The organism is Allobosea sp. CRIB-10 (genome assembly GCF_900112185.1).
Classification (GTDB): domain Bacteria; phylum Pseudomonadota; class Alphaproteobacteria; order Rhizobiales; family Beijerinckiaceae; genus Allobosea.
In genome coordinates this window covers 41,013-54,606 of record NZ_FOKP01000026.1, presented here as the reverse complement: position 1 = coordinate 54,606, position 13,594 = coordinate 41,013, and the positions used below count along the sequence as shown (strand labels likewise).

13 protein-coding genes are annotated in these 13,594 nt (G+C 66.2%); 6 read left to right on the top strand and 7 right to left on the bottom strand.

Going from position 1 to position 13,594, the window contains the following annotated elements; translation table 11 throughout:
* The first annotated feature begins 175 nt into the window (after positions 1 to 175).
* From purB to BMZ69_RS25215, 4 genes are read left to right on the top strand one after another with little or no spacing between them, the layout of a single operon-like run.
* A complete protein-coding gene (purB, locus tag BMZ69_RS25230; protein ID WP_092162052.1) occupies positions 176 to 1,483 on the top strand; it encodes an adenylosuccinate lyase in 1,308 nt (435 codons plus the stop codon).
* Positions 1,484 to 1,514: 31 nt separating this feature from the next.
* A complete protein-coding gene (locus tag BMZ69_RS25225) occupies positions 1,515 to 1,781 on the top strand; it encodes a type II toxin-antitoxin system Phd/YefM family antitoxin (protein WP_092162050.1) in 267 nt (88 codons plus the stop codon).
* Complete coding sequence (locus BMZ69_RS25220) at positions 1,781 to 2,185, top strand: type II toxin-antitoxin system VapC family toxin (RefSeq protein WP_092162049.1); 405 nt, start codon at positions 1,781 to 1,783, stop codon at positions 2,183 to 2,185. The genes BMZ69_RS25225 and BMZ69_RS25220 overlap by 1 nt, the downstream gene beginning before the upstream one ends.
* Before the next feature lie 4 nt (positions 2,186 to 2,189).
* Positions 2,190 to 2,750: an RBBP9/YdeN family alpha/beta hydrolase gene (locus BMZ69_RS25215; RefSeq protein WP_092162048.1), complete on the top strand. Its 561-nt coding sequence runs from the start codon at positions 2,190 to 2,192 to the stop codon at positions 2,748 to 2,750.
* Between the two features lie 28 nt (positions 2,751 to 2,778).
* Here the strand turns inward: BMZ69_RS25215 and BMZ69_RS25210 are convergent, their stop codons facing one another.
* The 7 genes from BMZ69_RS25210 to BMZ69_RS25180 form a co-directional block, all read right to left on the bottom strand.
* A complete protein-coding gene (locus BMZ69_RS25210) occupies positions 2,779 to 3,426 on the bottom strand; it encodes a glutathione S-transferase family protein (RefSeq protein ID WP_092162047.1) in 648 nt (215 codons plus the stop codon).
* A gap of 194 nt (positions 3,427 to 3,620) precedes the next feature.
* On the bottom strand, positions 3,621 to 4,736 hold the full coding sequence (locus BMZ69_RS25205; RefSeq protein WP_092162046.1) for a branched-chain amino acid ABC transporter substrate-binding protein: 1,116 nt from the start codon (positions 4,734 to 4,736) through the stop codon (positions 3,621 to 3,623).
* Between the two features lie 146 nt (positions 4,737 to 4,882).
* Entirely contained in the window at positions 4,883 to 5,236 is a 354-nt protein-coding gene (locus BMZ69_RS25200) for a DUF6867 family protein (RefSeq protein ID WP_092162045.1), read from the bottom strand.
* Between the two features lie 29 nt (positions 5,237 to 5,265).
* Complete coding sequence (locus BMZ69_RS25195) at positions 5,266 to 5,997, bottom strand: ABC transporter ATP-binding protein (protein WP_092162044.1); 732 nt, start codon at positions 5,995 to 5,997, stop codon at positions 5,266 to 5,268.
* Positions 5,994 to 6,845 carry an ABC transporter ATP-binding protein gene (locus BMZ69_RS25190; RefSeq protein WP_092162043.1) on the bottom strand — a complete coding sequence of 284 codons (852 nt, stop codon included), beginning with the start codon at positions 6,843 to 6,845 and terminating at the stop codon, positions 5,994 to 5,996. Before BMZ69_RS25190 ends, BMZ69_RS25195 begins: the two co-directional genes overlap by 4 nt.
* Positions 6,845 to 8,227: a high-affinity branched-chain amino acid ABC transporter permease LivM gene (gene livM / locus BMZ69_RS25185; RefSeq protein ID WP_092162042.1), complete on the bottom strand. Its 1,383-nt coding sequence runs from the start codon at positions 8,225 to 8,227 to the stop codon at positions 6,845 to 6,847. Before livM ends, BMZ69_RS25190 begins: the two co-directional genes overlap by 1 nt.
* 4 nt (positions 8,228 to 8,231) lie before the next feature.
* Positions 8,232 to 9,149, bottom strand: a complete 918-nt coding sequence (locus BMZ69_RS25180) for a branched-chain amino acid ABC transporter permease (RefSeq protein WP_092162041.1) — start codon at positions 9,147 to 9,149, stop codon at positions 8,232 to 8,234.
* A gap of 410 nt (positions 9,150 to 9,559) precedes the next feature.
* Here BMZ69_RS25180 and BMZ69_RS25175 point away from each other — a divergent pair, with 410 nt between their 5' ends.
* Complete coding sequence (locus BMZ69_RS25175) at positions 9,560 to 10,702, top strand: dipeptidase (RefSeq protein ID WP_175506964.1); 1,143 nt, start codon at positions 9,560 to 9,562, stop codon at positions 10,700 to 10,702.
* 289 nt (positions 10,703 to 10,991) lie between these two features.
* On the top strand, positions 10,992 to 13,502 hold the full coding sequence (locus BMZ69_RS25170) for a methyl-accepting chemotaxis protein (protein WP_092162039.1): 2,511 nt from the start codon (positions 10,992 to 10,994) through the stop codon (positions 13,500 to 13,502).
* Positions 13,503 to 13,594: the final 92 nt, after the last annotated feature.

Here is a 13,594-nt window from a genome sequence, read left to right as displayed (position 1 = left end):
TTTCCTCCTTGGGTCTGTCGGCGCTCCAGAAGCGAGGAGCATCCCGCCCAGCCGGCGCGGACGCTAGGCAGAGGCAGGGCCCGAAGCTGTCAGCAGCAGCCCTCCGGCATTCCGTCAGCGGCCCGTCCGTGCTAGCGAGCCGGCGAGCCTTTCATCGTCACGCCGCGAGCCCGCTATGATCCCCCGCTACTCCCGCCCCGAGATGGTCGCGATCTGGGAGCCGCAGACGCGCTTCCGCATCTGGTTCGAGATCGAGGCGCACGCCACCGACAAGCTCGCCGAGCTCGGCGTCGTGCCGAAGGAAGCGGCCGCAACCATCTGGGCCAAGGCCAAGGACGCCACCTTCGACGTCGCCCGCATCGACGAGATCGAGCGCGTCACCAAGCATGACGTCATCGCTTTCCTGACCCATCTCGCCGAGATCGTCGGCCCCGAGGCGCGCTTCGTCCACCAGGGCATGACCTCCTCGGACGTGCTCGACACCACGCTGGCCGTGCAGCTCGCCCGCGCCGCCGACCTCCTGATCGCCGATGTCGACGCCCTGCTCGCCGCCATCAAGCGCCGCGCCTTCGAGCACAAGCTGACCCCGACCATCGGCCGCTCGCACGGCATCCATGCCGAGCCGGTCACCTTCGGCCTGAAGCTCGCCCAGGCCTATGCCGAGTTCGACCGCTGCCGCGCCCGGCTCGTCGCGGCGCGCGCCGAGATCGCGACGTGCGCCATCTCGGGCGCCGTCGGCACCTTCGCCAATATCGACCCGCTGGTGGAGGAATATGTCGCGCAGAAGATGGGCCTGACGCCCGAGCCGGTCTCGACCCAGGTCATCCCGCGCGACCGCCACGCCATGTTCTTCGCCACGCTCGGCGTCGTCGCCTCCTCGGTCGAGCGCCTCGCCACCGAGATCCGCCATCTCCAGCGCACCGAGGTCTATGAGGCGGAGGAATATTTCTCGCCTGGCCAGAAGGGCTCCTCGGCGATGCCGCACAAGCGCAATCCCGTCCTGACCGAGAACCTGACCGGCCTCGCCCGGCTGGTGCGCGGCATGGTGACGCCTGCGCTGGAAAACGTCGCGCTCTGGCACGAGCGCGACATCTCGCACTCCTCGGTCGAGCGCATGATCGGCCCCGACGCGACGGTGACGCTCGACTTCGCGCTGGCCCGTCTCACCGGCGTCGTCGACAAGCTGCTGATCTATCCGCAGAACATGCGCAAGAACCTCGACAAGCTCGGTGGCCTGCACAATTCGCAGCGCGTCCTGCTCGCCTTGACCCAGGCCGGCGCCAGCCGCGAGGACAGCTATTCCATGGTCCAGCGCAACGCGATGCGCACCTGGGAGCATGGCGAAGACTTCCTCACCAACCTCAAGGCCGACAAGGACGTCACGGCGAAGCTCTCGGTGGCCGAGCTCGAGGCGATGTTCGACGAGGGCTATCACTTCAAGCACGTCGACACGATCTTCCGCCGGGTGTTCGGAGAGGCTTGAACCGACTGGTTGACCAGTTTAGATTTAGCGCATGATCACCGTCGGCGCCTTTGAAGCCAAGACCAAGTTCTCCGAACTGCTCGACCGGGTCGAGCGGGGCGAAGAGGTCGTGATCACGCGCCATGGCAAGGTGGTGGCGCACATGCACGCAGCGCCCGGCGATGCCGCAGCGGCGCGGAAGGCCAAGGCGGCGGAGGTCATGGCCGAGTTTCTGCGTGTTCGCGAGATGCTGCGCGCCAAGGGGGTCTCGTTTTCGGTCGACGATATCCTGTCGGCCAGAGATGAGGGCCGCCGCTGATGGCGGTCATCGACGCCTCGATCGTCATCGCCGCCCTCTCGCCAGACGAACAGGACCAAACTGCGCTGACGAAGCTCGCGCCTTATTTCGGCGGAGGCGGATACGTTCCGGGGCTTTGGCCGATCGAAGTCGCGAACGTCCTGTTGACGAAGCGCCGCCGCGCAATCCTCTCGGCTGCAGATGGCGATGCCGTCTGGCACGCCATCGCCAGCATCCCGGTCGAGACCTGTCATTTCGGACTTGACCGGGTTGCCGCTGACATCCGCCCACTCGCCGCCCGGCATGAGTTGACGAGCTACGATGCCTGTTATCTCCAGCTTGCGCTGGACCGGTCAGCGCCGCTTGCGACGGTCGATCGAAAACTGGCGGCAGCCGCCCGCGCCGAAGGCCTCATAGTGCTTTGATCCCATGAAAACCTCCGACACCGACATCCTGATCGTCCCCGGCTGGTCGGGCTCCGGCCCCGACCATTGGCAGAGCCGCTGGGAAGCCAAGCTGCCGACGGCCCGCCGCGTCGAGCAGGAGGACTGGTACAAGCCGACCCGCGACGGCTGGGCCGGCCGCATCGTCGCCGCCGTGCGCGCCGCGACCAGGCCGGTCGTCATCGTCGCCCATTCGGCCGGCTGCAGCGCCGTCGCGCATGCGGCCGAGCATCTGAAGCCGCATGAGGTCACCGGCGCCTTCCTGGTCGCGCCGGCCTCCGAGCGGGCCAAGCGCGCCATCCCCGGCATGGCCGACGACTTCGCCGCGATCCCGCAAAAACCCCTGCCCTTCCGCTCGGTACTGATCGCCAGCGCGACCGACCCCTATTGCACGCAGGACGAGGCCAAGGCCCTGGCGCAGGCCTGGGGCTCGGAATTCGTCGACGCCGGCGACAGCGGCCATCTCAACACCGAATCCGGCCATGGCCCCTGGCCTGACGGGCTGCTGCGCTTCGCCGGGTTCATGAAGGGCCTGACGGCGGCGTGAGAGGGGCGCTTCCGGCGAGCAGATTCGGTCAGCCCGCCGCCGCGGTGAACACCGCCAATTGAGCCGCGAAGGCGCGCTGGTACGCCGGCCGCGCTTCGGCGCGGGCGATGTAGGCGGCGAGGTTCGGCCGCTCTTCCAGCATGCCTGAACCTTGCAAGCGACGCAGCACGGTGACCATCAGCAGGTCTCCTGCGCTGAACGTACGGTCGAGCCAGTCGGCAGCGCCGAGATGACTGGAGAGACCGTCGAGCCGTTTGCCGATGATCTCGCCGAGAGCTGCAAGGCGCTCCTCATACCAGGGCTTGTCGCGCTCCAGAATCCTGACGAGGCTGCGGTCGAAAATCGGCGGTTCCAGCGTGTTGAGGGCGGCGAACATCCACATGATCGCGCGCGCCCGGGCATTCGCCTCGTCCGGCAGCAGGCCCTTATGGCGCTCAGCGATATGGAACACGATCGCTCCGGATTCGAACAGGGCAATGTCGCCGTCCTCATAGGTCGGGATCTGCCCGAAGGGCTGAATCGCAAGATGCGCCGGCTGCTTCATCGCCTTGAACGACATGAGGCGAACATCATAGGGCTGGCCTACTTCCTCGAACGCCCAGCGAAGGCGCATGTCGCGCGCCAGGCCATTGCCGCGATCGGGCGAACGTTCGAAGGCGGTGATGGTGGCGGTCATCGGTGGCTCCTGCTGGCTTGCGCGCTCTGCCCTTCGAGGACGAACGGCGATCGCGCCTCCCGACAACGCGCCTTGTGTTTCATGACCGCAAGGGCTCGCGACCGCACTCGGTCAAGACGCACCGACAAAGAAAAACCCGCCCCGGATCGCTCCGGAGCGGGCTCTGTCTCATGCCTTTCGGCGATCAGAGACGATCAGTTTTCGACATAGCCGATCTTGCCGTCGGCCCCCTTCTTCCAGGTGTAGACCGTGTAGTCCGGACGGGTGATGTCGCCCTTCTTGTCGAAGCCGATCTTGCCGATGACCGTGTCGACCGGCTGGCCGCCATGCAGCGCCGCGGCGATCTTCTTGGGATCGACCGAGTTCGCGCGCTTGGCGCCTTCGGCCATGATCTGGACCGCGGCGTAGCTGTAGAGCGTGTAGGCTTCCGGCTTGAACTTGCGGGCCTCGAACTTCTTCAGGACCGCGGCGGCTTCCGGACGCTTCTGCGGATCCGGCGGGAAGGTCATCAGCGTGCCTTCGACGCCGGGGCCGCCGATCGTGGCGAACTCGTCGGTGGTGATGCCGTCGCCGGAGATCATCACGGTCTTCAGGCCCTGGTCGCGCATCTGGCGCACGATCAGGCCGCCTTCGGTGTGCAGGCCACCCCAGTAGAGGTAGTCGGCGCCCGTCGACTTCAGCTTCGAGATCAGCGCCGAGAAGTCCTTCTCGCCGGCGTTGACGCCTTCATAGAGCACGTCCTTGACGCCGGCCTTGGTCAGGCCCTTGCGGGTCTCGTCGGCGAGGCCCTGGCCATAGGTCGTCTTGTCGTGGACGATGGCGATCTTCTTGCCTTTGAGGTTCTTGGCGATGTACTCCGCCGCAACCGAGCCCTGCTGATCGTCACGGCCGCAGGTGCGGAATACGTTCCACAGCCCGCGCTCGGTGATCTTCGGATTGGTCGCCGAGGGGCTGATCATCAGGATGCCGTTCTCGGCATAGACTTCCGACGCCGGCATGGTGACGCCGGAGTTGAAGTGGCCGAGCACCAGCTTGACGCCGTCGCCGACGAACTTGTTGGCGACCGAGACGCCCTGCTTCGGATCCGAGACGTCGTCGCCGAGGACGACCTGGATCTTCTGGCCAAGGATACCGCCGGCCGCGTTGATGTCTTCAGCAGCCTGTTCCGCCCCGTTCTTCAACTGCGCCCCGAACGCCGCATTCGGACCCGTGATCGGGCCGCCGACGCCGAGCTTGATCTGTGCGTTCGCGACGCCCGAAAAGGCGAGGACCGCGCCAAGGGCAATTCCGCCCAAGAGCAGCTTCTTCATGCGTTGTGACTCCCCTGTGAGAATTTTACGGGGCGGACGTGCCGTCCCGTCTCGGCGCGTGGTGCCACCGGAAAACGCAGTCTTGCGCTTTTTCGAGGTGCTGTCACGCGGCAAGCCCGGTGAACTTTGGTGGTGTTCGCGCTGTCTCAGGAGCTCTCCCGAGCCCTCCAGCTGAAGGGTCCGGTGCGCTCGTAGAGCCAGCGATATTGCGTCGTCATCTGCCGCGCCCGGTTGTAGCGCCAGCCGGCGAAACTGAAGGCGAAGAGCACCAGCGTGTCGACGATGTAATAGTGCGGCGACAGCAGCGTCGCCTCGAACAGGGCGAAGTGGATGAAGCGGATCACCAGCCCGAGGATCAACGTATAGAAGACGAGCTGAATCGGCGGCCGCCAGGTGATCGCCACCGCCCGCCCCGCCATCCAGGCGGCCCAGCCGCCCATCACCACCGTGACGAGGAGAAAGAGCCAGACGGTCGGCTCCTCATAGAGAATGCCCTGCATCAGCGTGCTCCGTTAAAAGCTCGCGGCGCTCAATGCCGCCCGCCTTCGAGATAGGCCGCCCTCACCTGCGGATTGGCGAGCAGCTCCTTGCCGCTGCCGCTCATGGTGATCACGCCGTTGACCATGACATAGCCACGATGGGCGAGCTTGAGCGCATGGAAAGCGTTCTGCTCGACCAGGAACACGGTCAAGCCCTGGCTGCGGTTGAGTTCCTTGATCGCCTCGAAGATCTGCTTGACGATCAGCGGCGCGAGACCGAGCGAAGGCTCGTCGAGCATCAGGAGCTTCGGCCGTGCCATCAGGGCGCGCGCGATCGCCACCATCTGCTGCTCGCCGCCCGAAAGCGTGCCGCCGCGCTGCTGCAGGCGCTCCTTCACGCGCGGGAACAGCGTGCAGATTGTCTCGAGGTCCTCGTCGAAATGCTGCATGCCGGCAACGGCTGCGCCCATCTGCAGATTCTCGAATACCGTCATGCGCGGGAAGATGCGCCGCCCTTCCGGCGACTGCGCGATGCCGAGGCGCGCGATCTCGTGGCTCGGCATCTTGGTGATGTCGCGCCCTTCATAGGTGATCGAGCCTTCGCGGGCCTGCGGCGCGCCGAAGATCGTCATCATCAGCGTCGATTTGCCGGCACCGTTGGCGCCGATCATGGTCACGATCTCGCCCTGGCGGACGTCGACATCGACGCCCTTCAGCGCGATGATCTTGCCGTAATAGGTCTTGACGCCGCGGACCGAGAGGAGCGGTTGAGCCTCGCTCATAGGCCGACCTCCGCTTCCACCGCTTCGACCTCTTCGTCGTCGACGCCGAGATAGGCCGCGATCACCTTCGGATCGGCCTGGACTTCGGCCGGCGTGCCGTCCGCGATCTTGGTGCCGTAGTCAAGCACCACGACATGATCAGAGATTTCCATCACCACCGACATGTCATGTTCGATCAGCAGGAGCGCCGTGCCGTGGTCCTTGCGGATCGACAGCAGGAGATTGTTGAGGTCGAGGCTTTCGCGCGGGTTGAGGCCCGCGGCTGGCTCGTCGAGGCAGAGCAGCACCGGGTCGGTGCACATGGCGCGCGCGATCTCCAGGCGGCGTTGGTCGCCATAGGGCAGGTCCGCGGCGGGATCGTCGGCGCGATGAACCAGGTTGATCTTCTCGAGCCAGAACTTGGCCTTCTCGATCGCCTCCTTCTCGCGCGCCTTGTAGCCGCCGATGCCGAGCACGCCGAGGAAGGTGAAGCCCGAGGCGATCATCAGCGGGTTGTGCTGCGCGACCAGGAGGTTCTCCAGCACCGTCATGCCGCCGAAGAGGCGGATATTCTGGAAGGTGCGGGCGACCTTGGCCTTCCAGGCGATCCGGAAGTCGGGCATGCGCTCGAGCAGGTAGCTGTCTCCCGAAGAACCATCTGGATTCTCCTGCGTCAGCGTCATCATGCCTTCGGTCGGCTTGTAGAAGCCGGTGATGCAGTTGAACACCGTGGTCTTGCCGGCCCCGTTCGGGCCGATCAGCGCGGTGATGTCGCCCTTGCGGGCCTCGAAGGAGAGGTCGTTGACGGCGGTCAGGCCGCCGAAGCGCATGGTGACATGCTCGACCTGGAGAAGCGGTTTGGTCGTCATCAGCCGTGCCCCTCCTGGACCATGTCGGCCGAGATCGCTTTCTTCTCCTTGAGGAACGCCGTGGGTTCTCGGGTCGAGATCAGCCCGCGCGGCTTCCAGATCATGATCACCACCATGGCGAAGCCGAAGATCAGCATGCGATACTTGGTCGGGTCGAAATCGGGCCCGAAGATCTGCTTCAGCCAGTCGAGTTCACGCAAGAGCTCGGTGCCGCCGATCATCGCGATCGCGGCGATGGCGCAACCCCAGAGCGAGCCCATGCCGCCGAGCACGACGATGGCGAGGATGATCGCCGATTCCATGAAGACGAAGGATTCAGGCGAGATGAAACCCTGCCGCGCCGCGAAGAACGAGCCTGCGAAGCCGCCGAACATGGCGCCGATCGAGAAGGCGGTCAGCTTGGTGTTGGTGGTGTTGATGCCGAGCGAACGGCAGGCGATCTCATCCTCGCGCAGCGCCTCCCAGGCGCGCCCGACCGGCAGGCGCCGCAGGCGCAGGCTGACATAGGCGGTCAGCAGCGCCAGCATCAGGATGACGTAGTAGAGGAAGATCGTGCGGTAGAGCGGCGAGAACTCCAGCCCGAATACCGCCGCGAAGCCGTCATCGCCTGCCGTGAACGGTATGCCGAAGAAGGTCGGTCGCGGGATGCCGGAGATGCCGGCATAGCCATTCGAGAAATCCGTCCAGTTGATCAGGACGAGGCGGATGATCTCGCCGAAGGCCAGCGTGACGATGGCGAGATAGTCGCCGCGCAGGCGCAGCACCGGGAAGCCGAGGATCATGCCCCAGAAGGCGGCGAGGATGCCGGCCATCGGCAACAGGATCCAGAAGGACAGGCCGAAATTCTTGGCCAGCAGCGCGTATGAATAGGCGCCGACCGCATAGAAGGCGACATAGCCGAGATCGAGCAGGCCGGCGAGGCCGACGACGATGTTCAGACCCCAACCGAGCATCACATAGATCAGGATCTGGACGCCGAAATTGTCGATCCACTTCAGCGCCCCGCCCCAGCCCGCGAGGTTGATCGCGATGATCGGGAAGGTCAGCAGGAAGCCGAGCCCGAACAGCGAGAACAACTTCGAGTTGCGCTGGAAGAAGCCGATGGTGCCATGCGGCAGGAGCCGGACGACCGACTTGCCCTCGCTGCGCTTCTGCTGGCGCAGCGCCATCAGGAAGCGGCCGACGAAGACGATCGCCACTGCCCAGGCCACCGCGTCCCAGCGCGGATCGAGCACGAGCTGGTTGTCGAGGTTCTGGCGCGTGCCCCAGGCGATGATCGGGATGCACAGGCCGAAGGTGATCAGCGCCGCGAAGGCGGCCTCCTTCAGCGCCCGCGTCATGTCGGCCTGGCGCTTGGCCGGCGTCGATGCGTCCATGGCCATGGGCTCAGACCTTCTCGACTTCGGGCCGGCCGAGGATGCCGGAGGGCATGAACACGAGGACGACCGCGAGGATGCAGAAGGCGGCGACGTCCTTGTAGTCGATGGTGAAATAGGCCGACCACATCACCTCGATCAGGCCGATCAGCAAGCCGCCGAGCACCGCGCCGGGCAGCGAGCCGATGCCGCCGAGCACAGCCGCAGTGAAGGCCTTCACGCCCGGCACGAAGCCGTCATGGAAGGAGACCACGCCGTAGAGCACGAGATACATCACGCCGGCGACCGCCGCGAGCGCCGCGCCCATCACGAAGGTGATCGAGATGGTGCGGTCGACGTCGATGCCCAGGAGCGAGGCCATCTTGCGATCCTGCTCGCAGGCGCGCTGGGCCCGGCCGAGCGGCGTCTTCTGCACCAGGTACCAGAAGGCGGCGAGCAGCACGATCGTGGTCACGATGATGACGATCTGCTTGTAGGAGATCGAGACCGGGTAGGTCGCGCTGTCGATCAGCAGGATCGACTTGTTCAGCATCGGCGGCGTCGGCTTGTTGCGCGGACCCTGCACGACCTGGACGAAATTCATCAGGAAGATCGACATGCCGATCGCCGAGATCAGCGGCGCGAGTCGGAACGAACCGCGCAACGGCCGGTAGGCCACCCGCTCGATCGTCCAGTTCCACAGCGAAGTGAAGAACATCGCCAGGATCAGGACGAAGAACAGTGACAGCACGATTAGTCCGGCGCCGAGCCAGGCCGAAATCAGCATGAAGAAGATCAGCGCGATGAAGGCCGACAGCATGAACACGTCGCCATGGGCGAAATTCACCATGCCGATGATGCCGAAGACCATCGTATAGCCGATGGCGATGAGGCCGTAGATCGACCCCAGGGTCAGCCCATTGATGAGCTGCTGGACGAAGACTTCCATTGAACGACGCCTAACCCCTCGAATCAGTTGCCCGTTCTTGTTGCGCGGTATGACACCGGCGCATGCGGGATGCGATTTCGGCGCAGAGCTACCAACCGTCTGCGCGCTCGACAATCACCCCGCGCCACATTTCTGTCAAAAGCAATCTGCGCGACATTGCATATGCAATAGGCAGCCGATGCTGCGGCCCTGCGCGCATTCGGCGCAAGATGATTGCTCGGCATGCAGTACACGATCCCGCGATATCGGCTGCTCACGTCGCTGATGTCGCACCACCAGGACGCGAGATACCGGAATGGTGGCTCCAATCGCGCTCAAGGCACGCTGATTTGGCCTCGCGCACGGGCTCGCGCGCTGCCACGATCTCCTCCTCGCGAATCCCGCCCCCAGCCCCGCTTCCCAGGTGCGCCATGGTCCTCGCCGCCCCTCCCCTCGCCGATGCCGCCTACGACAAGGCGCTCGCCTTGCTCGACCGAGTCCCGCTGATCGACGGCCACAACGACCTGCCCTTTGTCGTGCGGCTCGACCGGACCGCGAGAGGCGATCTCGGCGTCTATGATCTCGGCAAGGTGCACCCCGAGACCGATACCGACATTCCGCGCATGCAGGCCGGCAAGCTCGCGGGACAGTTCTTCGCAGCCTATGTCCCGCCGAACCATCCCAAGCCCGCCGGTTTCGCGCTGGCTCAGATCGCGCTGATGCGCCGGATCTGGGAGCACCATGCCGACGTGTTCAGGCCGGGCCTGTCGGCCGACGACGTCGAGGCGGCGAAGAAGGAGGGGCGGATCGCCCTGTTCATGACGATCGAGAACGGCTCAGCGCTCGACAACGAGCTCGACGCGCTCGACGCCTATTGGGACCTCGGCGTCCGGCTGATGACACTCTGCCACAACGACACCCATGACTGGTGCGATTCGGCCACCGATGCGCCGCGCCACAACGGTCTCACCGATTTCGGCAAAGAGGTGATCGGCCGGATGAACCGGCTCGGCATGATCGTCGACCTCGCCCATGTCGCGCCTAAGGTGATGCACGACGTGCTCGACATCAGCACGGCCCCGGTGGTCTGGTCGCACTCAAACGCTTTTTCGCTCTGCGATCACCCGCGCAATGTCCCGGACGACGTGCTCGACCGGGTCGCCGGGAACGACGGGCTGGTGATGGCGACCTTCGTGCCCGACTTCATCAGCCAGGCCTCGCGCGACTGGCACCGCCCGGCCAAGGACCAGTACGGCAAGACGCCGGAGGGGTTCGACTACAAGAAGGCCGAGGCCGAGATCACCCGCACCGCCGGCCCCCGCCCCAAGGCGACGCTGGCGCAGTATTGCGACCATGTCGAATATCTCGCCAGACGGATCGGCCACGATCATATCGGCATCGGCTCCGACTTCTTCGGCGGCCTCAATCCCGAGGGGCTGGAGGACGCTTCGACCTTCCCGTCCGTGATCGCCGAGCTGATCCGCCGCGGCTGGTCGGACGAGAACCTCGCCAAGCTCGCCGGCGGCAACATGCTGAGGGTGATGCGCGCGGTCGCGCGTGTCGCCGCGCGCTGAGCGCGACTGACGATATCCCGCGCTCGGCCCTCATCCTGAGGAGGCGGCGTGAGCGGCCGTCTCGAAGGATGCTCCAGCTGGTAACGGAGCATCCTTCGAGACGCGATCTGCGATCGCTCCTCACGGTGAGGGCTGAGGGGCGAGACGGGTTGGGGCCAGAGCCCGCGAAAAGGCCGAAATGAGGCAAAATTTTAAAGGTATGCTGGCAACGCTGCCGGACCCGACATCGCGAGCGGGGGCGGAGCGCTGACTCCTCCCTGTCCGCGCCAGAACAGCCCGGACAGCGCCCGTGAATCTCTTTCCCGCTTCGATCAAAAACTACCTCATCGCGACCATGGCGTGCCTGTGCGTGCCAGGCCTCGGCGCGCTCGCCTTTCTCGCGGAACAGTCCGTCGAGGACGTGCTGACCAGCCGGCGGCTCGTCGAGCTGGTCGCTGCCGACGAGGCCCTCCTCAACGCCGGCAACACCATCCGCTCCAATCGCGGCCAGGCCCAGACCGCGATCCAGGTCGCCGACGATCCCGCGCCGACGCTGAAGAAGATCGAGCAGGCCAATCGCGACGCCCTCGCCAGTGCCATCGCGCTGCTGCGCAGCACCGACCTTTCCGACCGCAAGGCGCTCGCCGACGCGATCGACCAGAAGGAAAAGGCGACCGCCGCCAAGCTGCCGGAGATCTATGCGGAAGCGGCCAAGCCGAAGCCGCAGCGCAGCCTCGCCGCCACCATGCCCTGGTACAACGGCGTCGGCGAGATCGAGACCGCGATGACCACAGCCTCGGACGCGACCTCGACGGCGGTGCGCCTGGCCGATCCGATGCTCGCCGACCTGCAGAACTTCAAGGCGGCCGGCTGGCGGGTTCGCTCGAATTACGGCACGCAGTGCTCGATCCTCCGTCCGGTCTTCGGCAGCAACAAGCCGATGGAGCCGGCGCAGCTGCGCCGGCTCGGCGAGATGCGCGGCGCCTCAGATGCCGGTGTCGCCCAGTTGACCCAGCTCGCGGCGCGCCCGGGGGTGAGCCCCGAGCTGGTGCGCAAGGTCGGCGCGATGAACGCCGAGGTCACCGCCGCCAACCGGCTGATGGACGAGCAGCTCGGGCGCGTCGGCCAGGGCAGCAGCCCGGTCGTCGGCGCCGAGGACTGGACCAAGCAGTGCAACGGTCCGTTCAGCACCATCCTCGCCGCCGTCGGCCAGTCCTTCGACGAGATGGAGAACGTCACGCAAGCGACGCTGACGCGCGCCTGGACCCGGCTCGCCATCACCGGCGGCCTCTTCCTCGCTTTGCTCGCCATCTGCGTCGTGAGCTGGCGCGGCGTCCAGCGCCGCATCACCCGGCCGCTGGTGCAATTGCAGACGGCGCTGGCCGGCATGCAGGCCGGTGACTTCGCCCAGAAGATCCCGGCTCCGCCCTGCCCCGACGAACTCGGCACGCTCAGCGAGGCGCTCGAGGACTACCGCCAGAACGCGCTCGCGCTCGAAACCAACCGACGCGACCGCGAGGTCGCCATGCTGGCCGACGCCGAGCAGGCCGCCAAGGTCCGCGCCCTCGTCGGCGAGGTCGCCGGAATCGTCGCGGCGGCCCGCGCCGGCGACTTCTCCGGCCAGGCCGAGGCCGGCGATGTCGACGGCCCGCTGCGCGAGCTGGTCGAGGGCGTCAACGAGATCAACGCCGTCGTCGATGCGGCGACGACCGAGTTCGCCGACGCGATGCAGTCGCTCGCCGCCGGCGACCTGACCCACCGCGTCACCACGGGCTATCGCGGCCGTTTCGCCGCCTTGCAGGAGGCGATCAACCAGACTGCCGAACGGCTCTCGACGACGATGCGGACGATCCAGGCCAACGCCTCGGATGTCGGCCTCTCGGCCCGCGAGATTTCGACCGGCGCCGACGACCTCTCCAAGCGCACCGAGGAGCAGGCCTCCTCGCTGGAGGAAAGTGCCGCGACCACAGAAGAGCTCGCCGCCTCGGTCAAGGCGTCCGCCCAGGCTTCTCAGCAGGCGGTACGCCAGGCCGGCCAAGCGATGCAGGTCGCCCAGGACGGCGGCGCCATCGCCAGCGAGGCAGTCGCCGCCATGGCCCGGATCGAGGATGCCTCGAAGAAGATCTCCGAGATCGTCTCGGTGATCGACGGCATCGCCTTCCAGACCAACCTGCTCGCGCTCAATGCGGCGGTGGAAGCCGCCCGTGCCGGCGACGCAGGCAAGGGCTTTGCGGTCGTCGCCTCCGAGGTCCGCACCCTCGCCCAGCGCTCGGGCGAGGCGGCCAAGGACATCTCCGGGCTGATCTCGTCCTCGAACACCGAGGTCGAAGCCGGCGTGAAGCTGGTCCGCCAGGCCGGCGATGCCCTGACCCGCATCGTCGAAGCTTCCCGCAGCGTCCAGAACACCATCTCCGAGGTCGCGACCGCATCGACCGAGCAGGCCAATGGCATCGAGGAGATGAGCCAGACCGTCGCGCATATGGACGAGATGACCCAGGCGAACGCCGCGCTCGCCGAGCAGAGCGCGGCGTCGGCCAATGCGCTTGCCGGCAAGATCGCCGAGCTCAATGCGCTGGTCGCGGCCTTCAGGACCGGCGATGAGCTCGCGCCGGTCGCCAGGGTGCCGGCCGCTCCCTACGCTCCCCCGCCTTTGCGCACCTCCGACCTGGCGGCGATCGCGACCGGCCAGGGCGCGGAGCCGGAGCGCCTGCGCAAGCTCGCCGCGGCCATTGCCGAGCAGAAGAGGGCGCCCGGCCGCGAGTCTCCCGCCCGCAAGCGCGCCAATACGCGCTCGGACGATGCCGGCTGGGAAGAGTTCTGAGTCGCGCCGCGACTGTCGCGGACAAACAAGCGGGCACGGCCTCACGCCGTGCCCGTTTTCCGTTTAGCGGAACATTAAGCCTGTTTTGGCAG

Excerpts from the sequence above, each read along its gene's own strand:
- BMZ69_RS25225 (WP_092162050.1), top strand. The coding sequence starts at position 1,515 with ATGATCACCGTCGGCGCCTTTGAAGCCAAGACCAAGTTCTCCGAACTG.
- purB (WP_092162052.1), top strand. The coding sequence starts at position 176 with ATGATCCCCCGCTACTCCCGCCCCGAGATGGTCGCGATCTGGGAGCCG.
- BMZ69_RS25220 (WP_092162049.1), top strand. The coding sequence starts at position 1,781 with ATGGCGGTCATCGACGCCTCGATCGTCATCGCCGCCCTCTCGCCAGAC.
- BMZ69_RS25175 (WP_175506964.1), top strand. The coding sequence starts at position 9,560 with ATGGTCCTCGCCGCCCCTCCCCTCGCCGATGCCGCCTACGACAAGGCG.
- livM (WP_092162042.1), bottom strand. The coding sequence starts at position 8,227 with ATGGCCATGGACGCATCGACGCCGGCCAAGCGCCAGGCCGACATGACG.
- BMZ69_RS25210 (WP_092162047.1), bottom strand. The coding sequence starts at position 3,426 with ATGACCGCCACCATCACCGCCTTCGAACGTTCGCCCGATCGCGGCAAT.
- BMZ69_RS25195 (WP_092162044.1), bottom strand. The coding sequence starts at position 5,997 with ATGAGCGAGGCTCAACCGCTCCTCTCGGTCCGCGGCGTCAAGACCTAT.
- BMZ69_RS25190 (WP_092162043.1), bottom strand. The coding sequence starts at position 6,845 with ATGACGACCAAACCGCTTCTCCAGGTCGAGCATGTCACCATGCGCTTC.
- BMZ69_RS25180 (WP_092162041.1), bottom strand. The coding sequence starts at position 9,149 with ATGGAAGTCTTCGTCCAGCAGCTCATCAATGGGCTGACCCTGGGGTCG.
- BMZ69_RS25205 (WP_092162046.1), bottom strand. The coding sequence starts at position 4,736 with ATGAAGAAGCTGCTCTTGGGCGGAATTGCCCTTGGCGCGGTCCTCGCC.
- BMZ69_RS25215 (WP_092162048.1), top strand. The coding sequence starts at position 2,190 with ATGAAAACCTCCGACACCGACATCCTGATCGTCCCCGGCTGGTCGGGC.
- BMZ69_RS25200 (WP_092162045.1), bottom strand. The coding sequence starts at position 5,236 with ATGCAGGGCATTCTCTATGAGGAGCCGACCGTCTGGCTCTTTCTCCTC.